The organism is Brevibacillus parabrevis (genome assembly GCF_003710905.1).
GTDB lineage: Bacteria > Bacillota > Bacilli > Brevibacillales > Brevibacillaceae > Brevibacillus > Brevibacillus parabrevis.
In genome coordinates this window covers 1-25208 of record NZ_RHHV01000026.1, presented here as the reverse complement: position 1 = coordinate 25208, position 25208 = coordinate 1, and the positions used below count along the sequence as shown (strand labels likewise).

Sequence of the window (25208 nt, the reverse complement as noted above, 5' to 3'; positions counted from 1 at the left end):
GTCGATGCGGATTTGGCCATGCAGAAAAAAACAGAGGTCAAAATGCTTTTGGAGTTGGCGAATCACCACGCAACGTTTGCCGTTGACCCGGTACTCAAGACAGAGGGCGTAATCGATCTTGTCGAAGAAGAGGCAATGCAGCGGTTTGATCGCAGGATGAGCGAAAATGGCGGTTATGCGCGGCAGCAAAAAACATATGTTCCAGGGGAGCAAGGCGTGACGAACGCTCCGATTCATTTTGTGCGTCATTACGTTGATTTTCGTAACTGGCGGCAGGACTTGCATCTGTTGCTGCAATACAACGGAGAAAGCCTCGTGCCAGTGAGTGCAACTCCCGGGGCTGTCCGGCAGGGTGGCGGGCAACTGCTGATCACGGTCGTGACCGAACGCGGAGATCGTTTGCAAATGGCTCCGAAAACGATGATTGGACCGTCGCATATCATGGTGGCTTATGTGGATGAAAAGCCATTCTTGCCAATTCTTCCAGGGCATGCTTTTCCCGTCGTTTCTGTCGAAGAAGTGAAGTTTTAGCAAAATTAAAGTTTTATTAAACCTGAAAAATAACCTCCGATTTTCAGTCTGCGTGCATTATACGAACATATCCACCAAACAAACGAAAGATTAGTCAGACTTATTTACAAATTGCGAATTTGTCTGGTACTATGTAAGAAAGTGCTTAGCCAGCTTGCGATTGTAAGGAGGTAGCACTCCAAACGTCCCGCATGGCCGGCCCGTTAAGCATAGTAAAAGCGGGGTTTTCCACTTGTTTGATAAGGATACCATTTATATCGTAGGTGACGCGCAATCTTCGTCCAACAATCCGATTACGCAGCAGTTCAGCGCCTTCTTTATTGGGCTTGTCGTTGACACTACCAACGACAAAATCGTAGATGCGGCTTGTTCGTCTACGGTGCAGCTGACGTCTGATTTTGCCCGATCCATTTTTATCGGTCATTCCATCTTTGCGTCGGAGGCGATTGGGGAAGAAATTCGCTATCGATATTTTGGATCTTCGCAAAAGACATTGATTGCTGCCTTCAAGGATGCACAGAAGAAGTACAAACAGGCTGTTTCCACGAGAAGTAAAGCAGAAGTCACCAAGTGAATTGAATACACACAAGCTGCTTTATTTATTCGTATGCACGGCATACACGTAAGTAAAACCCAGCAAATGCCATGATAATCGCGCATTTGCTGGGTTTTTTGCTTATACGGAAAGGAAAGACATTTTCCAACCGGGATGCGAACGACAGCTTTTTGCCCATCAACCTTTTTGCCGGATTTTGATTAAAGGAGGAGATTCCTTGCTATCTTTTGTCTTCCGCAGATTCATCTCCATGATCGTTACGTTGTGGCTCATTATTACCGTTACTTTTTTTCTGATGCATGCTGTGCCCGGATCTCCTTTTGAAAAAGAGGGAAAAGCGCTGAACGAGACCGTGGCGCAAAATCTCAACGCTTACTACAACCTGGATAAGCCGCTCTTTGTCCAATACGGTCTGTATTTGCAAAAGCTGGTGCAATTTGATTTGGGGCCATCCACTGCGAACAGTGCGGATACCGTCAACAAAATGATTGCTCGCGGTTTTCCGGTTTCGTTTCAACTCGGACTGATTGCTGTTCTCTTTGCGATTATTTCAGGAGTAGGGCTGGGCGTGATTGCCGCATTGCGCCACAACCGTTTGATCGATTACGCAGCGATGATCATTGCGGTTCTCGGGATATCCATACCGAGCTTCGTAGTTGCGCCTTTGCTGATCAAGTATTTGGCGGTGGAGTGGAAGCTTCTCCCGACAGCGACCTGGGGCAGCTGGCAGCACGTAGTTATGCCGGCACTGGCGCTGGCGTTTGGCCCGATTGCGATTATTGCCCGCCTGACGCGTACGAACATGCTGGAGGTATTGACGCAGGAGTATATCGAGACGGCCAAAGCAAAAGGATTAAAGCCTGCGACAATCGTGATCAAGCATGCATTGCGCAACGCCATTTTGCCTGTCGTCACCTTGCTGGGGGCGCTGATCGCCAATGTTTTGACGGGGAGCTTTGTCATTGAAAAAATCTTTGCCATTCCCGGCATGGGCAAGTATTTCGTGGCGGGCATCATCAACCGCGACTATTCCGTGATCATGGGAACTACTGTGTTCTACAGCGCCCTCTTGATTTTCTTGATGTTCGTCGTCGATGTTTTGTACGGCATTATTGATCCGCGAATCAAGCTGCATCGAAAGGAGAGCGAAGGATGATCGTTTCTGACGACTTGTTTATTCCAATGCGCAAAGACAACCTCAATTCGGAAGCGATTGTGCGACCTCAATTGACATTTTGGCAGGGAGCCTGGCAGAGACTGAAAGGGAACAAGCTTGCGTTGATGGGACTCGTCATCATTATTGTTCTCGGGGTTATGGCAACGATCGGTCCGATGATTTCAGGACATGAATACTCCAAGCAATCAATAATCATGAAAAATAAAGCGCCGTCTGGGACGTACTGGTTTGGTACGGACGATTTCGGGCGCGATGTGTTCACCCGCGTATGGTACGGGGCGCGCATTTCCTTGTTCGTTGGTTTCATGGCAGCACTGATCGACTTTTTTATCGGTGTCTTGTATGGCGGTATCGCTGGGTATATGGGAGGCCGGGTCGATAACATCATGATGCGCTTCGTCGATATCCTGTATGGATTGCCCTATTTGTTGGTCGTTATTTTGCTGATGGTCGTTATGGGACCTGGGCTTGGCACGATTATCATCGCTTTGAGCGCGACTGGCTGGATCGGGATGGCCCGTACCGTGCGCGGTCAGGTGCTTCAGATGAAAAACTCGGAGTATGTGCTGGCGGCAAAAACGATGGGAGCGAAGCCTTTTTACATCATTCGCAAACACCTTTTGCCGAATACAATAGGCATCATTATTGTCTATGTCACTTTGTCTGTCCCATCCGCGATCTTTGGGGAAGCGTTCCTCAGCTTTCTCGGCTTGGGCGTGCAGGCTCCGATGGCGAGTTGGGGCGTGATGGCCAATGACGGACTCTCGACGATTTTGTCAGGGCATTGGTGGAGACTCTTTTTCCCGGCTTTCTTCATTTCATTGACGATGCTTGCGTTCAACGTGCTCGGTGATGGATTGCGCGATGCGTTCGATCCTAAGGCAAGGAGGTAGACGGCATGGACAAAACGGAAAAATTGCTGGAGGTAAGCGGTCTGCGTGTCACGTTCAAGACGCACGGCGGGGAAGTGAATGCGGTTCGTGATGTGAGCTTTTCCATGAACAAAGGGGAGACGCTTGCCATCGTCGGAGAGTCTGGCTGTGGCAAAAGCGTTACGGCCAAGAGCATCATGCGGCTGATACCGGAGCATATCGGAAAAATTGCTGGTGGCAGCGTCATGTTCAAAGGCAAAGATTTGGCAAAGCTGCCAGAAAAAGAAATGCGCGAGATACGCGGAAAAGAAATCTCCATGATCTTTCAGGATGCGATGACCTCGCTCAACCCGACCATTTCCATCGGCGAGCAGATCATGGAAGGAATCATTCGCCATCAAAAAGTCGGCAAGAGCGAAGCGCGGCGGCAAGCTGTCGAGATTTTGACGCTGGTGGGGATCGCCAACCCGGAAAGCCGTCTGAAGCAGTACCTGCATCAATTCAGCGGCGGGATGCGCCAGCGGATCATGATTGCCATAGCGCTTGTCTGTAGACCTTCTATTCTCATTGCGGATGAGCCTACGACCGCGCTCGACGTGACCATCCAGGCGCAAATCATTGACCTGTTCAAAAGCATTCAGCAAAAAACAGGTGTATCTATCATCATCATTACGCATGATCTGGGCGTAGTCGCCAAAATCGCGGATCGGGTCAACGTCATGTACGCGGGAAAAGTGGTCGAGTCTGGACCTGTGCAAGATATTTTCTACAATCCACAGCATCCGTACACAAAAGGACTGCTTGCTTCCATGCCGCGGCTGGACGCGGATCGCTCCATACCGCTCAGCCCAATTCCAGGAACGCCGCCCGATTTGTTTGCGCCGCCGCTCGGTTGTGCGTTTGCTGCTCGTTGCGACTATGCGCTGGAAGTTTGCCGGAATTATCAGCCAGCCGAGTCGAATGTCCACGGCAAGCACTCGGTATCCTGTTGGCTGCAAGATCCGCGAGCGAAAAAAATGCTGGCCGCCATGCAGGCTCCTACAGGAACCTAGCGGGCAAGGCTACAGGCATGGGTGCATGGGCAAAAGAGTTGGTCATCTGGTGTAAAAGAGGGTGTCGTCTATCGGCGCTATCCTTTTACGACATATAAAAAAATCATAAGGGGGAAGAAACAGTGAAAAAACTATCGACTATTTTGCTTTCCGCTTCGCTTGCTGTTTCCATGTTCGTAACCGGGTGTAGTTCGGGTCAAGCGCCAGCGAACAATGAATCGGCACCACCGGCGACCAACAACCAGCAGACTCCTGCACCGGGAGATCAGGCAGCCAAGCTTTTGCTTTTGAACAACATCAAGGAGCCTACCTCGCTCGACCCGCCAGTCGGCTTTGACGAGCCATCCTACAACATTTTGAACAACTTGATGGAAGGTTTGACGCGACTGGATGAGAACCAGAAGCCTCAGCCTGCGGCAGCTTCCGAGTGGAAAGTTTCCGAGGATGGCAAGACGTATACGTTCACCTTGCGCGATAACAAATGGAGCAACGGCGAGCCGGTAAAGGCGCAAGACTTTGAATACGCCTGGAAACGCATGCTCGACCCGGCGCTGGCATCTCCAGCTGCCTTCCTCGCTTTCATTATCGAAGGGGCCGAAGCGTACAACAGCGGAAAAGGTCCTGTAGACGGTGTGAAAGTAAAAGCGTTGGATGACAAGACACTGGAAGTTGTTTTGGCACAGCCAGCTTCCTGGACATTGCTTCTCGCTTCTAACCCGGCGTTCTTCCCGGTTCACAAGGCGACGGTGGAAAAAGATCCGAAATGGGCTGCCGAAGCGAGCACTTTTGTGGGCAACGGGCCGTTCAAGCTGACCGAGTGGAAGCATGACAGCGAATTGAAAATGATGAAAAGCGAGAACTACTGGGATGCGGCAAACGTAACGTTGCCGGGCGCTGTCTGGAAAATGATCGATGATGAAAATACCGAGTACCAAATGTTCACGAATGAAGAGCTGCACAGAACCACGACCGTTCCGGCGGATATGGCTGACCAGTTGTTCAAAGATGGCAAAGTATACGTAAAAGATGGCGCAGGCACAGAGTTCTACCGTTTCAACGTGACGAAAGAGCCGTTTGACAACGTCAACATTCGCAAAGCGTTCAGCCTGGCAATTGACCGTCAAACATTGGTAGACCTCGTGTTGATGCGCCAGCAAAAACCGGGAACCGGATTCGTTTCCTTCGGCTTGCCAGACGCCAACGGTTCGGGCGATTTCCGTCAAGTGGGCGGAGACTTGGTGAAGTTCGATGCCGCTGAAGCGAAAAAGCTGCTGGAGCAAGGCATGAAGGAAAAAGGCTATACTCAGCTGCCAGAAGTAACGCTCACTTACCGCAGCGGAACAGCCAACGAAAAAACAGCTCAAGCAGCGCAAGAAATGTGGAAGCAAAATCTGGGCGTAGATGTGAAGCTGCAAAAAGTAGAAGGAAAAGTTTTGACCGATATGCAAAAACAGCTGCAATATCAAATTGCCCGTTCCTCCTGGTTGCCTGACTTTGGAGATGCGATCAACTTCCTGGACATCTTCCAGTCGAAGAACGGCAGCAACCGCACTGGATGGGGCAATCCTGAATACGACAAGCTGATTGAAGGCGCGTACAAAGAGCCAGACGATGCCAAACGTTTGCAAATGCTGCACGACGCCGAGAAAATCTTGCTGAACGAAGCGCCAGTAGCGCCGCTGTACTTCTACAACACATCGCTGCTCACCAGCGACAAAGTCAGCGGAATCCAAAGCTCGTCGCTCAGCTATACCGATTTGCGAAAAGCAGTCGTGAAGTAAAACATGCTTGCCGGGAGAAGTCATTTCAGGCGGATGAAATGACTCTCCCCCTTTTTTGCCGAATGTTTTAATAGTGCTATAATTTAGTTTGATTCAACGAAAAAATAGATAAAGCAAGCATGCGTGCTAGAAAAGATGGAGGAAAACATGATTATTCAAGCCATCGAAGTGAAGAGAATCTCTGTACCTTTGAAAAAGCCTTTTAAAACAGCTTTGCGCACGGTGAACAGTCTGGAATCTGTCTTGGTGAAAATCACTTGCGACAACGGAATGGTAGGGTGGGGAGAGGCTTCTGCTACTGTCGTCATTACCGGCGACAGCATCGAAAGCATCGAATCTGCCATCATGAACACGATGAAGCCGCAATTGATCGGCCTGAATTTGCTTGCTTACGAACGAGTATTTCAAACTTTGCATCAATCGATGGTAGGGAATACAAGCGCGAAGGCAGCAGTTGATATTGCGCTGTACGATTTGATTTCCCAACGGGCGGGAATGCCGCTGTACCAGTTTCTCGGAGGCTATCGCGACCAGCTGGAAACGGACTATACTGTCAGCGTCAATTCGCCAAAAGAGATGGGCGAAGATGCGGCTGCTTATTTGAACCAAGGCTTTAACGTTTTGAAAATCAAGGTGGGCAAGGACAACATCGAGGATGATATTTTGCGTATCCAGGAGATTCGCAAATCCGTGGGCAATCAGGTGAAAATTCGTCTTGATGCCAACCAGGGATGGAATGTGAAAGAAGCGGTTCAATCCATTCGCAAAATGGAGGACATGGGGCTTGGCATCGAACTGATTGAACAGCCTGTAAAAGCTCACGATCTGGAAGGCTTGAAGCGGGTTACGGATTCGGTGGATACGCCGATCATGGCTGACGAAAGTGTATTTTCGCCGGCGCAGGCGTTGCAAGTTTTGCAAAACCGGGCAGCTGACATGATTAACATCAAGCTGATGAAGGCGGGCGGCATTTTCAAAGCGCAATTGATCAACCAATTGGCCGAAGAACACGGTATTCCATGCATGGTTGGCAGCATGATCGAATCGCGGTTGGCTGTTTCGGCGGCAGCGCATTTTGCAGCCAGCAAGAAAAATATTACCCGCTTTGACTTCGACGCACCGCTCATGCTTCTGCATGATGGCATCGATGGTGCTGTGACTTACGATGGCCGTGTGATGACGATGCCGGATGCGCCGGGGCTGGGCATTCGTTCGATCCGTTTGTGGGAAGGGGAAGAGTGAAAATGAAACCAGCAATCGTCTCCGTGTCCGTCGCAACTGTATGGACGAAGCCCGAATCTCCCCGTGACATCGACCAGGCGGCTCTCGCTGTTCCGGTTGATGCGCGCGGTTGGCTTGATTCGCTGACCGTTGAGGAAAAGCTCGGCTTTTATGACAACAACGCGATCCAGACGCAAGTTTTGTTCGGCACTCGCGTAGAAGTAGTGGAAGAGCAGGGCGATTGGGCGCACATTTTGATTCCTGACCAGACGACCAGCAAAAACGAAACGGGCTATCCCGGTTGGGTGCCGTCGCGCCAGCTTAGTCCGTGGTCTGCCGCCTTTGCTGTGCAGGATGGACAAAATTTGGCGATGGTTACAGCGGCGTTTACCCATTTGCATTCCACAGAGCAGGAGCCGGGGATCGAGCTTGCTTTCTTGACGAAGCTGCCGCTCGTAGAAGACGGTTCCGAGTGGGTGAAAGTAGCAGTGCCGAACGGCGAAGCTCTTTTGCCAAAAGCGGATGTCGCCATTGTGCGGGCAAACGAGCCGATCGAACTGACCGGAAATCGCGGCGAGGCCATTGTGGAGTCGGGCAAGCGCTTCCTCGATCTGCATTATTTGTGGGGCGGCATGTCGTCATATGGATATGACTGCTCCGGCTTTGCCTACAATATGCACCGCTCTGTCGGCATTCAAATTCCGCGCGATGCTTCTGATCAGGCCAGAGCCGGGGAATTGATTGAAAAAGCCGATTTGCTCCCGGGTGACCTGCTGTTTTTTGCCTATGAAGAAGGAAGAGGCAGAGTCCATCACGTCGGCATTTATATCGGCAACGGGGAAATGATCCATTCACCGGATTCGCGAAGCGCCATCGAGATCGTCAAGCTCGACAGCTACAAGCTGAAAAAGGAACATGCGATCTCCAGACGATACTGGTAAAAGGATAACGGGGAGGAGTAGCCAGATGGAAAGAAAAAAGCTGGTCCAGGTAAGAAACCTGACAAAAACCTTTGCGCTTGGCAAAGGGCTCTCACTGAAGGCGGCTGACGACGTCTCCTTTGACATTTACGAAGGGGAGACGTTTGGACTGGTAGGCGAATCTGGCTGCGGAAAATCAACGACTGGCCGTACGATTATCGGCTTGTATCAACCGACCTCCGGCGAGGTGCTGTTTGACGGGCTGAACGTACACAAAGCTTCTGCTGCCGATCGAGGCAAGATTACGAAAAACATTCAGATGATTTTTCAGGACCCGTACGCGTCGCTGAATCCGCGGATGAATATCGCCGAAATCATCGGAGAAGGTCTGCAATTGAACGGGCTTTACAAGGGGAAAGAGCGGATGAAGCGGGTAGTCGAGCTGCTGGAGATGGTGGGCCTGCAAAAGGAGCATGCGAACCGTTTTCCGCATGAGTTCAGCGGCGGGCAGCGCCAGCGGATCGGGATTGCCCGCGCACTTGCCGTCAATCCGAAGTTCGTTATCGCAGATGAGCCGATTTCGGCCCTCGATGTATCGGTTCAGGCACAGGTTGTGAATTTGATGAAAAATTTGCAGCGGGAGCAAAACTTGACGTATTTGTTTATCGCCCACGATCTTGCCATGGTTAAACATATCAGCGACAGGATCGGTGTGATGTACCTGGGCAACATGGTAGAAATGAGTACGAGCGAAAAGTTGTATGAGTCTCCCAAGCATCCGTATACGCAGGCGTTGCTGTCGGCTATTCCTGTTCCCGATCCAGACCTGGAGAAAAACCGCGAGCGGAAGATTATCGAAGGCGACGTGCCCAGTCCGATCAATCCGCCCAGCGGCTGTGTGTTCCGTACGCGTTGCCCTGTCGCGACAGAGGTTTGCGCCCAGAAAAAGCCTGTGTGGCAAGAAGTGGACACCAACCATTTTGCTGCCTGTCATCTTTATCAGTAAAGCACAGACTCCTTTTACACTATTCGACATGTTTCTTCAGCCGTCCCGCATTCAGGGATGGCTTTTTTGTCGACCAGGCTCGCCTCTATATTAAGGAAGGTTTACAAACAACGCATAAAGGGGAGAACTGTTAATATTCTGTAAACTGGCAGGAATCAAACAAGTTTTGTCGAAATACGGTTACAGTAAACAACTTCGTAAACTCGCCTAACTTCATCGTGAACTCCCATTCCAGAGAAGTGAGGGTTGCATATGACTTTGAGTACCTCCTCATTCCATTCCACTCCCAGTCGTTGGCGGGAAGTAGAAACACAGCTGGGGATCGTGGTGCCCAGATCGCTTCGGTCTGACACGTCCGCCTTGCTGTTTTTGGAAAGCGTCGCTGCAACACCCATGTTGGACAAAGAAGAAGAGTTGGCTTGCCTGGTTCGCTATCAGAAGCATGGCGACATGGAGGCACGTGAAACGATTGTTCGCGCCTATTTGCGCTACGTTGTCAGTACAGCCTTGCGCCATTTGAGAAGAGGCATGCCGTTCCTGGACCTGATTCAGGAAGGTACGATTGGTTTGTTTACCGCCATAGACAAATTTGATGTGGGACGCGGCGTACGTCTCTATCATTACTCGCACTGGTGGATTTCCCAGGCGATCACCCGCGCAATCAATGACAAAGGTGCGTTGATTCGCATTCCTGTCCACATGCATGAGCAAATTCGCCAGTATCAAAAGCAAGTGTTGCATCTGATTCACGCGTTGAACCGGACGCCGGATCGACACGAAATTGCCGGACTGCTCGACATTCCACTGGAAAAGGTCGATGCAATCGAGCAGGCGTTGATGATGAAAATGGAGTCGATTGATGCCGAACTGGACAGCGAAAAATGGCTGGCGGAGCATGAGGACGAGTGTCTGAGCTACGCTGAAATCATGGACGATGGACTGTCCTCGCTGGATGACTGGATTGAAAAGGTGGACTTGCGCTCCCAGATGCATGCAGCGCTGGAGCGGCTTAGCCCGCGGGCACAAGAGATTATCTCCATGCGCTACGGTCTGTATGATGACCATGTGTACACGCTGGAGGAAGTAGGCAAAATGTTTGGCCTGACCCGCGAACGAATCCGCCAGATTGAAGCGACGACGATTGACCGATTGCGAACGCAAAAAGCGTCGAAAGTTCTGAAAGACTATCTGACTTGATGTCATTACCGACCCCTTCTACTACTGGAAGGGGTTTTGCTTTTGCGATCGTCTGCAAGTGTTCGTTTAGTCAGTGGAAAGCGCGTACGTCTGGCTTCTTGTGGTAAACTGATAAAGACCATTTGAACATTGGATGCAAGAAGGAGGATCGCCAGATGAGCGATTATTTGATAAGAGCAACCGGATTTGACGGACACGTACGTGCTTTTGCTGCACGGACGACAGATATTGTGGAAGAAGTGCGCCGCCGCCACGATATGTGGAACACGGCAACGGCAGCGACAGGACGTACTTTGACCGTCTCTCTGATGATGGGAGCCATGTTAAAAGGAAACGAGAGCCTCTCTGTCAAAATAAAAGGGGGAGGTCCGATTGGGCAGATCGTCGCTGAGGCCAATGCCGATGGCGAAGGGATTGCCTACGCTACCAACCCGCAAGTGCACTTCGAGCTGAATGAAAAAGGCAAGCTGGATGTAGCGCGTGCCGTTGGAACGGAAGGCTTTGTGTACGTGACAAAAGATTTGGGACTGAAAGAGCCTTATCAAGGCAGCTCGCCGATTGTCTCAGGTGAAATCGGGGAAGATCTCACTTACTATTTTGTCGTGTCCGAGCAAACGCCGTCAGCGGTAGGCGTAGGTGTGCTGGTAAACCCGGATGACCGCTCCGTCTTGGCGGCTGGCGGCTTTATTCTTCAGCTTTTGCCGAACACGCCTGAAGAGGTCGTGGCAAAAATCGAAGAACGCTTGGGACAGCTGCCGCAAGTTTCCCGCATGATTGGCGAGGGCTTGTCGCCGGAGGAAATTTTGGCGCGCGTATTGGATGAGCCTAAGTATCTGAGCCGCACAGACATTGTATTCCACTGCAAGTGCAACGAGGACAAGGTGGTTCAGGCTCTGATCAGCATGGGACGCGAAGAGATGGAGAGTCTTCTTGAAGAGCAGGGCGAAGCGGAAGTTCACTGTCATTTTTGCAATGAACGTTATCACTATGACAGAGCCGCGTTAGAGAACATCATGAAAGACATGTAAGGACAATCGCGCGGCGTCAACTAAGGGAGAGGATGGCATGACCAATGTAAAAGGGTTGTGGGCATTCATTGGGGCGCTCGTGTTGCTGTTGCTTGCCGTGACCTGGGCCTGGTTCCAGTCGTCAGGCAAGCTGCAGCCTGCGGCTATCGTCGGAGAGGTGAAAATCAGTGAAGCCGAGTATGTATCGGCGCTCAAACAGAAGTTCGGGGAGCAGGTTCTGAACGATCTCATCAATCGGGAGGTCGTTTTTCAGGAGGCGAAGCGCTTGGGTGTCAGCGCCGATCCGAAACAGGTTGAGCAGGAACTGGAACAAATTCGCGACAGCTATGGCAGCCGTACGGACAGCGAGTTTCAGCAAGCGCTGCAAAAGCAGGCTGGAACGAGCCTTGATGCGGTGAAGCGGGAGATTACTTATCAAATTTTGCTGCAAACATTGGCTACCAAAGATATCTCGGTTAGTGACGACGAAGTGATGAAAGTATATGAAAGCCGGGCAGATCGGTATACGCGCCCGATGCAGGTGCGACTGTATCAAATTGCCGTTGCATCCCAAAAAGAAGCAGAGCAGGTAGCGGCCGAATTAAAGCAGGGGGCCAATTTCCAGACTCTCGCCAAGGAACGCTCGATCGACCAAAAAACGGCGACCACAGGCGGAGATTTGGGGTGGGTATCCCTGCGCGACCCGAAGCTGCCTGATGAAGCGTGGAACGAAATAGAAAGCTTGAAGGCAAAAGACAATAGCCGAGCAGTCAAAACCGGGGATCAATACGTCATCTATCACCTGGAGCAGAAGCGGGATGCGACACAGAGAACTTTTGCCGAGGTAAAAGAGGAATTGCGCCGGGAAATTGCCTTTGCGCAAGTGGAATCTCTCGATGTGGTTTTGGAGCGGATGCGCGAGTCCGTAGGCGTTCAGATTTCTGGGCAAATGCCTCATTGACCAAATGGGCGACCGTTGATATAATTATGACAATAAATCCTAGCGTTTTACTCGGCTTATTAATATAAGGGGGCAGGACATATGCGCGTGGCTAATTCCATTACTGATTTGATTGGATTTACTCCGCTTGTGAAGCTGAATCGTGTTGTCACCGAAGATATCGCAGATGTTTACTTGAAGCTTGAGTTTTTCAACCCGGGAAGCAGCGTGAAAGATCGGATCGCGCTTGCGATGATTGAGGCAGCCGAAGCGGATGGCAGCCTGAAGCCAGGGGATACGATCATTGAACCGACGAGCGGAAATACAGGAATCGGCCTGGCGATGGTCGCTGCTGCAAAAGGCTATCGCGCCATTCTGGTCATGCCGGAGACGATGAGTATCGAGCGCCGCAACTTGCTGCGCGCGTATGGTGCGGAACTGGTGCTCACTCCAGGTGCCGAAGGAATGGGCGGAGCGATTCGCAAAGCGGAAGAGCTTGCAAAAGAAGACAGCACCTACTTTATTCCGCAACAATTCAAAAACAAAGCCAACCCTGCTGTGCACCGCGATACGACAGCGCGTGAGCTGTTGGAGCAGGCAAAGGAAATTGGCGGCGTTGATGCTTTTATTTCCGGGATCGGAACAGGCGGAACGATCACAGGTGTCGGTCAAGTCTTGCGCGAGCACTACCCAGACGTGCGGATCGTTGCCGTAGAGCCGGCAGCATCCCCAGTATTGTCCGGCGGCAAGCCAGGACCGCACAAAATTCAAGGAATCGGAGCAGGCTTTGTTCCGGAAATTCTTGATACGCAAATTTACGACGAAATCATCAAGGTAGAGAACGAGGAAGCTTTTGAAACAGCTCGCCAAGTAGCTCGCAAGGAAGGCATTCTCGGCGGCATTTCTTCGGGGGCAGCGATCCATGCGGCTTTGCAAGTAGCTGCCAAGCTGGGCAAAGGCAAAAAAGTCATCGCCATCATCCCATCCAACGGCGAACGCTACCTGTCTACTCCTCTGTACCAATTCGAGGATTGATTGGCAAAAAATACGGGAGGCCACGGTATGCCATTTTGGCTGCGTGGTCTTTTCTTTTTGCCTGGGACGACTATATAATGAACGGATAAATAGTGAAAAAACCGGAGCGTGAAGCGAAATTGATGTTCCCTACCTTTGCCCAGTGCCAGTCGTACGCATTGACATATCCTTTTGTTCCTCTTGCTCTTCGCGGTAAATGGTCTTCCGAAATCGATCCTTGGCAGGTGCTGACTGCCTTGCAGCCGTCCATGCAGGATGCTGTTCTTTTGGAAAGCGGCCGAGTGGGAAGGTACACGTTTTTGGCTTATCAGCCTGTAGCTACCTTGCGCAGTCAGCGAGGGGAAACGATCGCTGTCTACCCCGATGGTCAGGTAGAAAATGTGGAAGCGGACCAACCGCTTGATGCATTGCGAAAATTGCTTGCCCGCTATCGCACGCCAGTCGTTCCAGATATGCCTGATTTTTCCGGTGGGGCAGTGGGGTATCTCAGCTATGATATGAACCGCTTTTTTGAGCCTACGCTTCCCGAGATCGCAACGGACGACTTACAGTTGCCAGACCTGTATGTTATGATAATGCAAGACCTTGTTGTCTTTGATCATCAGACGCGAGAGATCGTCTGTCTGACTCATTTGTCTGCAAAAGAGTTGAGCGAAGAGACTTATCGCCGAGCGGAGGAACGCCTTGCAAAAAGGCTGAATTCACTGGAAAATCTTGTGGCGAAGACGGATACCGAAGACTGGGAGCAATTGCGCAAAAGACCGCTGGTTCATGAGACGCCAGCAGCGGTGTCTTTTGCCAAAGATCAGTTCGAGGATGCCGTCCGTCGGGTTCAGGAGTATATCGCCCAAGGCGACGTTTTCCAGGTGAACCTGTCTGTGCGGCAAAGCAAACCAATGCAGGTGACGGCGCCGGATGTGTATCAGGTGCTGCGCAAGCTGAATCCGTCTCCTTACATGGGCTACCTCAGCTTCCCGGAGTTTCAGCTGGTCAGCGCTTCCCCTGAGCTGTTGGTGAAGGTCAAGGGCGGGGAAGTTCATACACGCCCGATCGCAGGGACGCGTCCGCGCGGGCAAACCGATGAGCAGGATGAGGCATTGGCGCGTGAGCTGATCGACAACGAAAAGGAGCGCGCAGAGCACGTGATGCTGGTCGATTTGGAACGCAATGACCTGGGCCGCGTCTGTCGTTTTGGCAGCGTGGAGGTCAGCGAGTTCATGGTCGTGGAGAAATACTCGCACGTGATGCATATCGTCTCCCATGTAAAAGGAGAGCTGGCCCAGGGCAAAGATGCTTTCGATGCGGTAGCGGCCACTTTTCCGGGCGGAACGATTACCGGAGCGCCAAAAGTTCGGACGATGGAAATCATCGAGGAGCTGGAGCCGGTCAAACGTGGCGTGTACACAGGATCAATCGGCTGGTTTGGCTTTAACGGCGATGTAGAGGTCAATATTGCCATCCGGACGATGGTCGTCAAGGATGGAATGGCTCATGTGCAGGCAGGAGCAGGCATTGTGATCGACTCTGTCCCCGAGGCGGAGTACGCCGAGTCTTTGAAAAAGGCAGAAGCGTTGTGGAAGGCCCTAGAGATTAGCGAGCAGAGAACGATGAGTTGAGAGGAGATGAGAGTAAGATGATTTTAATGATCGATAACTATGATTCCTTTACGTACAACCTGGTGCAGTATGTAGGTGAGCTTGGCGAAGAGCTGCAAGTGTACCGCAACGACAAAATCACGCTGGAAGAAATCGAGCGGCTGGCTCCCGATTACTTGATGATCTCGCCTGGCCCGTGCACGCCAAACGAAGCGGGGATCAGCATGGAGGCCATTCGCCACTTTGCGGGGAAAATCCCGATTTTGGGAGTGTGCCTGGGACACCAGTCGATTGGACAAGTGTTTGGAGCAAAAGTCATTCGCGCCGAACGGTTGATGCACGGCAAAACGTCTGAGGTCATTCACGACGGGAAGACGATTTTTCAGGGCATTCCTTCCCCTTTTACAGCGGCACGTTATCACTCCTTGATTGTGGAGGAAGCGTCCATCCCGAGTGAGCTGGAAATTACGGCGCGAACCGCTGAAGGCGAGATCATGGCATTGCGCCATCGGGAATATCCGATTGAGGGCGTGCAGTTCCACCCCGAATCGATTATTACCGAGCACGGCAAACAGCTACTGCAAAACTTCCTCACCACCTACGCCCGACATACGACAGGATCATGAATGCATACACGACAAAAATCGCCTATTTCAGGCGGTTTTTTCATTTACAGACTCTTTATACAGCGTTTACTCTCTCTCGACATTCGGCTTGTACAATGAAGCGAAAGATGGCGAAAAAGGAGAGAGTGAAATGGATGTAAATCGTCGACAGTTTTTGACTTATCTAGGAGCAGGTACAGCAGCACTGGCATCGATGGCAACCGGAATCCCTGCCTTGGCAGCAGGCAGTACCTTGTCTAGAAAAACAGCCGATCATCTGTTTGGCCTCGAAACAAAAAACCACCATTTCAACCCGAAGTTCAAGGAAATCCATCCGACAACGAAAGACGACGTCGTCCTGCCAGAGGGATTCAAGTACGATGTGATCGCTTCCTATGGAGACAAGATCAACGCGGCTGGCGACACTTTTGGCTTCAACAATGACTTCACCTGTTTTCTGCCCATCGAGGGCAAATCAGACCATGGACTGCTTTGGGTAAATCACGAATATTTAGGTGAGTTGGAATATTACGTGAACGGATACGATTACTTGAAAGCGGACGCAGAAGACAACAAGCGCACTCCCGAGCAAATCAAAAAGTATTTGTACGCGCTGGGCGGCTCTGTCATCGAAATCAAAAAGGAACAAGGCAAGTGGAAGCTGGTTGCGGACTCCAAGTACGGCCGTCGTGTCAGCGGGCTGACCAAACACGTACTGACAGGGCCGGCAGCTTCGATCGCCAAAGAAGTAACCGGGACGTTTGCCAACTGCTCTGGCGGCGTGACACTGTGGAATACAGTTCTTTCCTGTGAGGAAAACTACATGGACGTCGTAGGCGATTGCAAGCTGCCTGAGGCAAACCATTATGGCTGGGTTATTGAAGTAGATCCGTTTGATCCGAAGTCGACTCCGAAAAAGCATACAGCGCTCGGCCGCTTCTCCCACGAGAATACTGCCATGGTGCTGGCGCCATCAGGTCAACTGGTCGTATACATGGGCGATGATGCCAAAGACCAGTACGTGTACAAATACGTTTCCAAAGCGAAGTTTGATCCGAAGGCGGGGAAAGGCAATTCCCGGCTGCTGGAGGAAGGGACGCTTTATGTCGCCAACTTTGGCAAAGGCAAATGGGTCGCGCTGGATTTGGCCACCAATGACGCTTTGAAAAAAGCTGTGAATGCGGAAGGCAAGCCGCTGTTTGCTTCCCAGGCTGACGTTTTGGTCAATTGCCGCGAAGCTTCCAAAGCGGTTGGGGCTACTCCGATGGATCGCCCTGAAGATCTGGAAGTCCATCCGATTGACGGTTCCGTGTTCATCGCCCTGACGAACAACGACAAGCATGGCAACTTCTACGGGCAAATCGTGCGTTTGTTCGAAAAAGACAACAACCATGCAGGCGGCGAGTTCACGTTTGAGATTTTTGCCGCAGGCGGTCCGCAAAGCGGTTTTGCTGCGCCGGACAACATGGCGTTTGACAGCGCAGGCAACCTGTGGGTCGTTACGGACATCTCTTCTTCCTCCATGAACAGCGGGATTTACAAATCGTTTGGGAACAACGGGGTATTTTTCATTCCGACTACGGGCAACAACAAAGGACAGGCTGCACAGTTTGCCTCTGCTCCGGTAGGCGCGGAAATGACAGGGCCTTGGTTTACGCCTGATGAAACAACGCTGTTTTTGTCGGTACAGCATCCGGGCGAAAACCTCAAGGACTACAGCCAGCCAACCAGCCATTGGCCAAAAGGCGGAAATGCAGCAGCTTTGCCGAGCGTGATTGCCATTACTGGTTTCTAGGACAAGGAGTGTAGCGCACCATGCTATCGAGCATCGGGATTCCTGGACTGATCTTGATTTTGATCATCGCACTGATCGTTTTCGGGCCGAGCAAGCTGCCGGAGATCGGTCGCGCTTTTGGTCGTACGCTGACGGAGTTTAAAACGGCTGCCAGAGATTTGACCAAGGACGACGATGAAGGCAAAGACAAAGACAAAGGCGCGGTCGGAGAAGAAGCGGTAAAACGAAGCAACTAATTCCGGCGTGGGAAAAGGCGGTGCGTTCATTTGGCGCACTGCCTTTTTGCAGCGCAGCGTGTAAGGAGGAGAGCTTGTGAATCAGGAGATGCCTGTTTTGGAGCATCTGAGTGATCTGCGCCGCAGACTGCTGATCGTGGCTGCGACACTGGTCATCGGCATGATCATCTGTTTTTTGTTTGTCGATCACATTTACCTGGCGTTGTCGAATCATTCCGGCGAAAAACTGGCTATCCTCGGCCCGGGTGATATTTTGTCAATCTATGTAAAGTTGTCTGCGGTTGGCGCGGTAGCTGTCACAATTCCTGTGGCTGCCTATCAGACGTGGCGATTCGTCGTTCCGGCATTGGAGGAGCGGGAGAGAAAAGTGGCGCTGATGTACATCCCGGCGCTGTTTCTGTTGTTCTTGTTCGGGCTGTCTTTTGCCTACTTTGTCTTGTTTCCGATGATGTATCAATTCGTGCTGGGGCTGTCAAACGGGAATTTTGAGCTGGTGATTACGGCAAATGACTACTTTAGCTTTATGTTGAATTTGTGCCTGCCGTTTGGACTTTTGTTTGAGCTGCCTGTGGTCGTGCTGTTTTTGAGCCATCTGGGCATTTTGAATCCGCATCGATTGGCCAAAATGCGCAAGCCTGCCTACCTGGTGCTGGCGATCATTTCGATTACGATTACTCCGCCCGACTTTTTGTCCGATATTATGGTGATTGTTCCATTGATCGTTTTGTACGAAATCTCGATCACAATCTCGCGCTTTGTTCATGGCAAGCGTGCTTCCGAATCTGCGCTCTCCCCGGAAAATATGGTATGATGCTCTCGACAATAGTATCGGGAGAGTGCGCAGATGCACATTTATGCAAACGGGACAATTTGTCCGGCTCATGAGGCGAGTGTATCGATTTTGGATCACGGTTTTTTGTATGGCATCGGTCTGTTTGAAACGTTGCGCGTATACGATGGCAAACTGTTTCTGTGGGACGACCATTTTGCCCGGCTGAGTTCCGGGCTTTTGGCGTTGCAAATCAAGCTTGTCTGGTCAAAAGAAGAGCTGGCGGATGCCATCAGGCAAACCGTCGAAGCGAACGGACTGAGGGACGCGTATGTACGTCTCAGCGTCACGGCGGGGCCGGAAGGGGTAGGCTTGGTAGCTGGCGGCTACGAGCGCCCATCTTTGTTTGTATTTGCCAAGCCGGTTGCCGCGCTTGAGGTGCCGCCCAAGCCGAAGCGTCTCCAGACGTTGGCATTGCCGCGCCAGACGGCGGAGGGGCACCAGCGGTTTAAATCGCACAACTACCTCAACAACGCATTGGCTCGCCAGGAGCTGGGGGCGCGCACGGATACGGAAGGGCTGTTTTTGACGCACGACGGTTTTCTCGCGGAAGGCATCGTCAGCAATCTTTTCTGGGTCAGGGACGGGCATCTGTTCACCCCTTCTCTGGATACGGGCATTCTCGATGGGGTGACTCGCCGCCATGTTTTGCGCTTGGCCGAGCAATTGGCGATCCCGACAGCAGAAGGACGGTATCGGCTGGAAGACCTGCTTGCGGCGGATGAAGTATTTACGACCAACTCTGTGCAGGAAATCGTGCCTGTGCTGGAGGTGGACGGGACTTTCGTTCCAGCGGTCTACGGGAAATACACGAACGAACTGCACCTCGCCTACCGTCAGTCTGTAGCGACCTTCATGTAAATTATGGTATGCTACTAATCAACATGCGAAGACGGAAAAAGGGAGTAGGTCCATGAAGTACAGTCCATTTCGAATCCATGCGGCAACCGTCGACGAAATGATTGCGGAGCTTGCCGATCGGGGCGTTTTTGGCCATTTGGCTGAACAGTTGGCTGAGTGGCGAGCAGGTTTGATGATCCATGTGGAAAACATGAGCAGCGAGCTTGCCGAACAAGTGCGGCAGAACATGCTCGCGACCGGGGCCGAGGCGGTTGTGTCTGGGCAACCGGGTACGATTGAGCGAAAACGGATGCTTTTGCTCGCGGGCCACAAGCAGTTGGAGCAGGCTCTGCAACAACTGGAAAAAAGCGCTGGCGAGTCTGGCGCGGTGGCGGCAGAGGTACGGGAGATTTTGGCGCTGCCGTCTCGCCTTCGAGCCAGACGAAAGCTGGACTGCGGGCAGTACACACTTCCGCTTGGCGAGCGCACATTGGTGATGGGGATTTTGAATGTAACGCCCGACTCCTTTTCCGACGGCGGCCGTTTTGTGGATGTGGAGCAAGCTTTGTCGCAGGCGCGCGCCATGGTGGAGGCAGGAGCGGATGTCATTGACATCGGCGGCGAATCGACACGCCCGGGAGCGATGCCTGTAGATGAGGCTGAGGAGCTGGATCGGGTGCTGCCTGTCATTCGGCTTTTGACAAAGGAGCTGTCGGTTCCTCTTTCGATTGATACATACAAGGCGGCGGTGGCGGAGCGCGCACTGGACGCTGGGGCGCATATCATCAACGACGTTTGGGGAGCAAAGCGCGATCCGCGCATGGCCGAAGTAGCTGCGAAGAGCGGCGTGCCAATCATTTTGATGCACAACCGCCCTGACACCGACTACCAGCACTTTTTCTCCGATTATGTCAGAGATATGCGAGAATCCGTACAGATTGCCTTGCGCGCGGGTGTGCGTGAGGAACAGATTATTCTCGATCCGGGGATCGGCTTTGTCAAAACGGTCGAGCAAAACCTTGAAACCATGCGCAGACTCGATGATCTGGTTGCTCTCGGTTATCCGGTTCTGCTCGCGACCTCGCGCAAGCGGATGATCGGACATGTCCTCGACTTGCCAGTAGAGGAACGGGTAGAGGGCACGGCAGCGACTGTTGCCCTGGGCGTAGCCAAAGGCTGCCATATGGTTCGGGTGCACGATGTAAAAGAGATGAAACGGGTCACCAAGATGATGGATGCGATGATGAAGGGGGGCATTTAACGATGGACAAAATTTATTTTAATGGCATGTCGTTTTATGGCTATCATGGTGTCTTTGGCGCAGAAGCCGAGCTGGGTCAGCGTTTTTATGTCGATTTGGAGCTTCTTGTCGACTTGTCGCAGGCAGGGGCAAGCGATGATCTGCAGCATACCGTCAATTACGCCGATATTTTTACTTGTGTGCAAAAAATTGTCGAGGGCGAACGGTTCAATCTGGTTGAAAAGCTGACTGCTGTAATTGCCGAGCAACTTTTGACGACTTTTCCGTTGCAAGAAGCCAAAGTAAAGGTGACCAAGCCCAATCCTCCGATCAACGGCCACTATGAGTCGGTTGCCATTGAAATGACGCGCAGAAGAGAGGATTTTGCTTCATGAGTGTGGTAGCGTATCTGGGGCTTGGATCAAACCAGGGCCATCGTGCGGAAAATTTGCGTCAGGCGATCCAGAAGCTGAACGAGCAGCCGGGAATCCGGGTTTTGCGCGCATCAGCCGTTTATGAGACAGAGCCGTTCGGCTACGTCGAGCAAGAGGCGTTTTTGAATATGGCTGTGGCGATAGAGACAGCCCTTTCTCCCGAGCAGCTATTGGATGCGGCTTTGTCGGTAGAGCGCGTTCTGGGTCGCGTTCGAACCATTCGTTGGGGGCCGCGTACGATTGATATTGACCTCCTTTTGTATGGCACCTCCAGTGTGTCGCTGGAGCATCTGGTTATCCCGCACCCTGGTTTGAGCGAGCGCGCTTTTGTGCTGGTTCCGTTGCGAGACATTTGGGAGGGCGATGCTTTGCCTGGTTACAGCCAGACCATTGACCATTATCTTTCCTTATTGGCAGAAGATCACAAGGGGGTACGAGAGTGGGGAGCAATCAACTGGGAAATCGGATCAGATCCTTTCGGAAGTTAAAAGGGTATACACAGCAGTCCCTTTCGGAAAAGCTGGGAGTGTCGCTGTCGTTCGTCGGATCGCTGGAGCGGGGGACTCGCACGCCGACAGAACCTGTACTGCGCAAGATCGCCAGCACTTTACAGGTCGACTATGAAGAATTATGTGCTATAAAATAAAGGATAGGCAGTTTGGATGAGTCTCACCTCTCCAAGACCCCGCATATCGGGAATAAGGAGGTCGAAATAGATGAAAATCGGAAATATTGAACTGAAAAATAACGTGGTTCTCGCCCCGATGGCAGGTGTTTGCAACCCTGCTTTTCGTTTGATTGCGAAAGAATTTGGGACGGGGCTTGTCTGTGCGGAGATGGTCAGCGACAAAGGCATCGTGCACGGCAATAAAAAGACCATCGACATGCTATATGTCGACGAACGCGAGAAACCGCTGAGCCTGCAGATTTTTGGCGGTGACAAGGAAACGCTCGTTCCAGCGGCGAAGTATGTAGATCAACATACGAACGCAGACATTATCGACATCAACATGGGGTGTCCTGTTCCGAAAATCACGAGCTGTGATGCAGGTGCTCGCCTGTTGCTCGACCCGGACAAAATTTACGAGGTAGTATCGGCTGTTGTCGATGCTGTCGAAAAGCCGGTTACGGTCAAAATGCGACTGGGCTGGGATGAAGAGCACTTGTATGTCCTGGAAAACGCCAAGGCGGTTGAGCGTGCAGGCGGCAAAGCCATCGCCGTCCACGGTCGGACTCGCGTGCAAATGTACAAGGGTCAGGCGGACTGGAGCTGGATCGGACGAGTGAAGGAAGCTGTTTCCATCCCGGTTATCGGCAACGGTGATGTGGCGACACCAGAGGACGCTCGCCGCATGCTCGATACGACGGGTTGCGACGGCGTCATGATCGGACGCGCTGCACTCGGCAATCCGTGGATGCTGTACCGAACCATCCAGTACCTGACGACAGGAGAACTGGTTGCGGAGCCGTCCGTGCGTGAAAAAATCGACATCTGTTTGTTGCACGCGGAGCGTTTGATTGCATTGAAGGGGCCGCGAGTAGGTGTGCTGGAAATGCGCAAACACGCAGCATGGTATTTGAAGGGGCTGCGCGGTTCGACCCATACGAAAAACCTGGTAAACTCTGTGGAGACGGAAGAAGAGCTTCGTCGGGTTTTGACTGACTATGTCGACTGGGTGGAGAACTATGATGGAGACCTTGAAGAGCCTTTGGAATCGACTCGTGACGAGGCGGTCAGTTACTAAACTGGTTGTTTATTCCAGACATTGACAAGGGTTCCTTCATATCCTATAATACTCCGTAATATTGGGAGCCAAGCTGCCAGTCAACTCTGGCAGCTTTACCTTTGAACCCTCAAAGTTGGTTGTGTTCTGCTGTATATTGTATAGAACAACTACATATAATCCTTTGTACTTTACCCAGTACAAATGGAATCATTTTTTAATAACGGGGGAATTGAACCATGTCTGAAAAAGAAGTTTTCCTGACACCAGAAGGTTTAACAAAGCTGGAGCAAGAGCTTGAAGATTTGAAAACGGTTAAACGAAAAGAAGTAGCAGCAAGGATTAAAGAAGCGATCAGCTTTGGAGATATCAGTGAGAACTCTGAATACGAAGAAGCAAAGAATGAGCAGGCGTTCATTGAGGGCCGCATTCTGACGCTGGAAAAAATGCTGCGCAAGGCTACGATCATCACGAATGATGACGTGGACACAGGCGTAGTAAGCGTAGGTTCCAGAGTAAAGCTGAAAGACCTGGAGTTTGGCGACATCGTCGACTACACGATTGTAGGTTCGGCTGAATCCGACCCGATGAACAACAAGATTTCCAACGAATCTCCTGTAGGTCAAGCGCTTTTGGGCAAATCCAAAGGTGCTGTGGTAGACGTGAACGTACCAGCAGGCGTGATCCAGTACGAGATTCTCGATATTAACCTGTAAGCAGTTTATCCATGGCGTACCTTATGTGAGGTACGCCGTATCACTATTTTAGTGCCCTGTACAATATTGTTAAATCAGGCATTTTTTAGAGGAGTGAACAAAAATGGCAAACGAGCAAGACCTACAGCAGGAAGATCAGCAACAGGAAGGGCTGCACGAGCTTCTTCAAGTGCGCCACGACAAAATGAATCAAATTCGCGAGTGGGGCTTCGATCCATTTGGGAAAAAGTTCGAGCAAACCCACCACGCTGCTGATATTGTGAAGGCATTTGGCGACAAGACCAAGGAAGAACTGGAAGCCGAAGAAAACGTCGTTACAATCGCCGGTCGCCTGATGGCAAAACGCGCGATGGGTAAGGCGAGCTTCGCCCAGCTTTTGGACCGTTCCGGCCAAATTCAAATCTACGTGCGCCAGGACACGATTGGCGATGAAGCGCACAAAGTGTTCGACATCAGCGATATTGGCGATTTGATCGGAATCCGTGGTGTTGTTTTCAAAACAAAAACAGGCGAGCTTAGTGTGAAAGCCAAAGATTTCACGTACCTGTCCAAGTCGCTTCGTCCACTCCCTGAGAAATACCATGGTTTAAAAGATATCGAGACGCGCTACCGCAAGCGCTATGTCGACTTGATCGTAAATCCGGAAGTGCGCGATACGTTTATTACGCGCAGCCGCATTTTGACTTCCATGCGCCGTTATTTGGACAGCCTTGGCTATCTGGAAGTGGAGACGCCAACTCTTCACGCGATTGCCGGCGGTGCTTCTGCGCGTCCGTTCATTACGCACCACAATGCGTTGGACATGCAGTTGTACATGCGTATTGCGATTGAGTTGCATTTGAAACGACTGATCGTGGGCGGACTGGAAAAAGTGTATGAAATCGGCCGCGTATACCGTAACGAGGGTATTTCTACACGACACAACCCAGAGTTCACCATGATTGAATTGTACGAGGCGTATGCCGACTACCAGGATATCATGACCCTGACAGAAGAGCTGATCGCGCACATTGCGCAAGAAGTATTGGGCACGACCAAAATTGAATACCAAGGCAACGAGATTGATCTGACGCCAAAATGGCGCCGTGTGCACATGGTTGATCTGATCAAGGAAAATCTCGGCGTAGATTTCTGGAAGGAAATGAGCGACGACGAAGCGCGTGCACTGGCAAAAGAGCACGGAGTAGCTGTCGAGCCGCATCATACTTTTGGACACGTTGTGAATGAGTTCTTCGAGCAGAAGCTGGAGCATACGCTAATTCAGCCTACGTTTGTGTATGGTCACCCTGTAGCGATTTCCCCATTGGCGAAAAAGAACGATGAGGACCCTCGCTTTACAGACCGTTTTGAGCTGTTTATCGTCGCGCGTGAGCATGCCAATGCGTTTACAGAGTTGAATGATCCGATCGATCAGCGCGAGCGTTTTGAAGCTCAGCTTCTGGAAAAAGCGGCAGGCAACGACGAAGCGCATGAAATGGATGACGATTTCATCGAAGCGCTGGAGTACGGCATGCCGCCAACAGGTGGTTTGGGTATCGGAATCGACCGTTTGGTTATGCTTTTGACCAATTCTCCTTCTATTCGCGATGTATTGCTGTTCCCGCATATGCGTGCGCGTGATTAATCGAGAATCGAGAGTAGTACAAAGCCGTTTGAATTTTGTTCAAACGGCTTTTATTTTTTACTTGCATTTAAAAAAGTATAGTGGTAAAGTAGTCAATGTTCTTCTTTTTCCTACATAATCGATTACGACCTGAACAAAAAAAGTACTTGCTTTTGTTACGAGGTATGTGGTAGATTAGTGAAGTCGCCGTTAAACAACTTTAAAAAAGTGGTTGACACGACTTGGACAACCTGATAAGATGAAATAGTTGTTGCAAAAATGCTCTTTGAAAACTG

The 25208-nt window shown here is 51.3% G+C and carries 26 protein-coding genes; all 26 read left to right on the top strand.

Annotated elements, in window-relative coordinates:
• Positions 1-18 precede the first annotated feature (18 nt).
• The 26 genes from EDM60_RS27110 (at position 19) to lysS (ending at position 24933) form a co-directional block, all read left to right on the top strand.
• Positions 19-531 carry a hypothetical protein gene (locus EDM60_RS27110; protein WP_233454196.1) on the top strand — a complete coding sequence of 171 codons (513 nt, stop codon included), beginning with the start codon at positions 19-21 and terminating at the stop codon, positions 529-531.
• 232 nt (positions 532-763) lie between these two features.
• Complete coding sequence (locus EDM60_RS27105) at positions 764-1105, top strand: DUF3870 domain-containing protein (protein WP_063227500.1); 342 nt, start codon at positions 764-766, stop codon at positions 1103-1105.
• 199 nt (positions 1106-1304) lie between these two features.
• Entirely contained in the window at positions 1305-2243 is a 939-nt protein-coding gene (locus tag EDM60_RS27100; RefSeq protein ID WP_063227499.1) for an ABC transporter permease, read from the top strand.
• Between the two features lie 26 nt (positions 2244-2269).
• A complete protein-coding gene (locus EDM60_RS27095; protein WP_370641100.1) occupies positions 2270-3157 on the top strand; it encodes an ABC transporter permease in 888 nt (295 codons plus the stop codon).
• 5 nt (positions 3158-3162) lie between these two features.
• Complete coding sequence (locus EDM60_RS27090; RefSeq protein WP_122966741.1) at positions 3163-4188, top strand: ABC transporter ATP-binding protein; 1026 nt, start codon at positions 3163-3165, stop codon at positions 4186-4188.
• Positions 4189-4310: 122 nt separating this feature from the next.
• Positions 4311-5969, top strand: coding sequence for a peptide ABC transporter substrate-binding protein (locus EDM60_RS27085; RefSeq protein WP_122966740.1), 1659 nt, complete (start codon positions 4311-4313; stop codon positions 5967-5969).
• 147 nt (positions 5970-6116) lie between these two features.
• The gene (locus tag EDM60_RS27080; RefSeq protein WP_122966739.1) at positions 6117-7211 is read left to right on the top strand and encodes a dipeptide epimerase; all 1095 of its coding nucleotides are present in this window, start codon (positions 6117-6119) and stop codon (positions 7209-7211) included.
• Between the two features lie 2 nt (positions 7212-7213).
• Entirely contained in the window at positions 7214-8131 is a 918-nt protein-coding gene (locus EDM60_RS27075; protein WP_122966738.1) for a C40 family peptidase, read from the top strand.
• A 25-nt stretch (positions 8132-8156) separates the two neighbouring features.
• Positions 8157-9116 carry an ABC transporter ATP-binding protein gene (locus EDM60_RS27070; protein WP_122966737.1) on the top strand — a complete coding sequence of 320 codons (960 nt, stop codon included), beginning with the start codon at positions 8157-8159 and terminating at the stop codon, positions 9114-9116.
• 252 nt (positions 9117-9368) lie between these two features.
• Positions 9369-10313 (top strand): sigma-70 family RNA polymerase sigma factor, encoded by a 945-nt coding sequence (locus tag EDM60_RS27065; protein ID WP_122966736.1) that lies wholly within the window; start codon positions 9369-9371, stop codon positions 10311-10313.
• A gap of 155 nt (positions 10314-10468) precedes the next feature.
• Positions 10469-11341 (top strand): Hsp33 family molecular chaperone HslO, encoded by an 873-nt coding sequence (gene hslO, locus EDM60_RS27060; RefSeq protein WP_122966735.1) that lies wholly within the window; start codon positions 10469-10471, stop codon positions 11339-11341.
• 37 nt (positions 11342-11378) lie between these two features.
• Positions 11379-12281 carry a peptidyl-prolyl cis-trans isomerase gene (locus tag EDM60_RS27055; RefSeq protein WP_122966734.1) on the top strand — a complete coding sequence of 301 codons (903 nt, stop codon included), beginning with the start codon at positions 11379-11381 and terminating at the stop codon, positions 12279-12281.
• A gap of 81 nt (positions 12282-12362) precedes the next feature.
• Positions 12363-13295, top strand: a complete 933-nt coding sequence (gene cysK, locus EDM60_RS27050) for a cysteine synthase A (RefSeq protein ID WP_122966733.1) — start codon at positions 12363-12365, stop codon at positions 13293-13295.
• 122 nt (positions 13296-13417) lie between these two features.
• Entirely contained in the window at positions 13418-14911 is a 1494-nt protein-coding gene (locus EDM60_RS27045; protein WP_122966763.1) for an anthranilate synthase component I family protein, read from the top strand.
• 17 nt (positions 14912-14928) lie between these two features.
• Positions 14929-15516 carry an aminodeoxychorismate/anthranilate synthase component II gene (gene pabA / locus EDM60_RS27040; protein WP_122966732.1) on the top strand — a complete coding sequence of 196 codons (588 nt, stop codon included), beginning with the start codon at positions 14929-14931 and terminating at the stop codon, positions 15514-15516.
• Positions 15517-15646: 130 nt separating this feature from the next.
• On the top strand, positions 15647-17290 hold the full coding sequence (locus EDM60_RS27035; RefSeq protein WP_122966731.1) for a PhoX family protein: 1644 nt from the start codon (positions 15647-15649) through the stop codon (positions 17288-17290).
• A 20-nt stretch (positions 17291-17310) separates the two neighbouring features.
• On the top strand, positions 17311-17526 hold the full coding sequence (gene tatA / locus EDM60_RS27030; RefSeq protein ID WP_122966730.1) for a twin-arginine translocase TatA/TatE family subunit: 216 nt from the start codon (positions 17311-17313) through the stop codon (positions 17524-17526).
• Between the two features lie 76 nt (positions 17527-17602).
• On the top strand, positions 17603-18337 hold the full coding sequence (tatC, locus tag EDM60_RS27025; protein WP_122966729.1) for a twin-arginine translocase subunit TatC: 735 nt from the start codon (positions 17603-17605) through the stop codon (positions 18335-18337).
• A 33-nt stretch (positions 18338-18370) separates the two neighbouring features.
• The gene (pabC, locus tag EDM60_RS27020; RefSeq protein WP_122966728.1) at positions 18371-19216 is read left to right on the top strand and encodes an aminodeoxychorismate lyase; all 846 of its coding nucleotides are present in this window, start codon (positions 18371-18373) and stop codon (positions 19214-19216) included.
• 52 nt (positions 19217-19268) lie between these two features.
• Complete coding sequence (folP, locus tag EDM60_RS27015; RefSeq protein ID WP_174769223.1) at positions 19269-20456, top strand: dihydropteroate synthase; 1188 nt, start codon at positions 19269-19271, stop codon at positions 20454-20456.
• A gap of 2 nt (positions 20457-20458) precedes the next feature.
• Positions 20459-20830: a dihydroneopterin aldolase gene (folB, locus tag EDM60_RS27010; RefSeq protein ID WP_063227483.1), complete on the top strand. Its 372-nt coding sequence runs from the start codon at positions 20459-20461 to the stop codon at positions 20828-20830.
• The gene (folK, locus tag EDM60_RS27005; RefSeq protein ID WP_122966727.1) at positions 20827-21357 is read left to right on the top strand and encodes a 2-amino-4-hydroxy-6-hydroxymethyldihydropteridine diphosphokinase; all 531 of its coding nucleotides are present in this window, start codon (positions 20827-20829) and stop codon (positions 21355-21357) included. Before folB ends, folK begins: the two co-directional genes overlap by 4 nt.
• The gene (locus tag EDM60_RS27000) at positions 21309-21515 is read left to right on the top strand and encodes a helix-turn-helix domain-containing protein (protein WP_083955635.1); all 207 of its coding nucleotides are present in this window, start codon (positions 21309-21311) and stop codon (positions 21513-21515) included. Before folK ends, EDM60_RS27000 begins: the two co-directional genes overlap by 49 nt.
• Positions 21516-21585: 70 nt before the next feature.
• A complete protein-coding gene (gene dusB / locus EDM60_RS26995; RefSeq protein ID WP_122966726.1) occupies positions 21586-22614 on the top strand; it encodes a tRNA dihydrouridine synthase DusB in 1029 nt (342 codons plus the stop codon).
• A gap of 218 nt (positions 22615-22832) precedes the next feature.
• Positions 22833-23309 carry a transcription elongation factor GreA gene (gene greA, locus EDM60_RS26990; protein WP_063227480.1) on the top strand — a complete coding sequence of 159 codons (477 nt, stop codon included), beginning with the start codon at positions 22833-22835 and terminating at the stop codon, positions 23307-23309.
• A gap of 103 nt (positions 23310-23412) precedes the next feature.
• Positions 23413-24933, top strand: a complete 1521-nt coding sequence (gene lysS, locus EDM60_RS26985; protein WP_122966725.1) for a lysine--tRNA ligase — start codon at positions 23413-23415, stop codon at positions 24931-24933.
• The last annotated feature ends 275 nt before the right edge of the window (positions 24934-25208 follow it).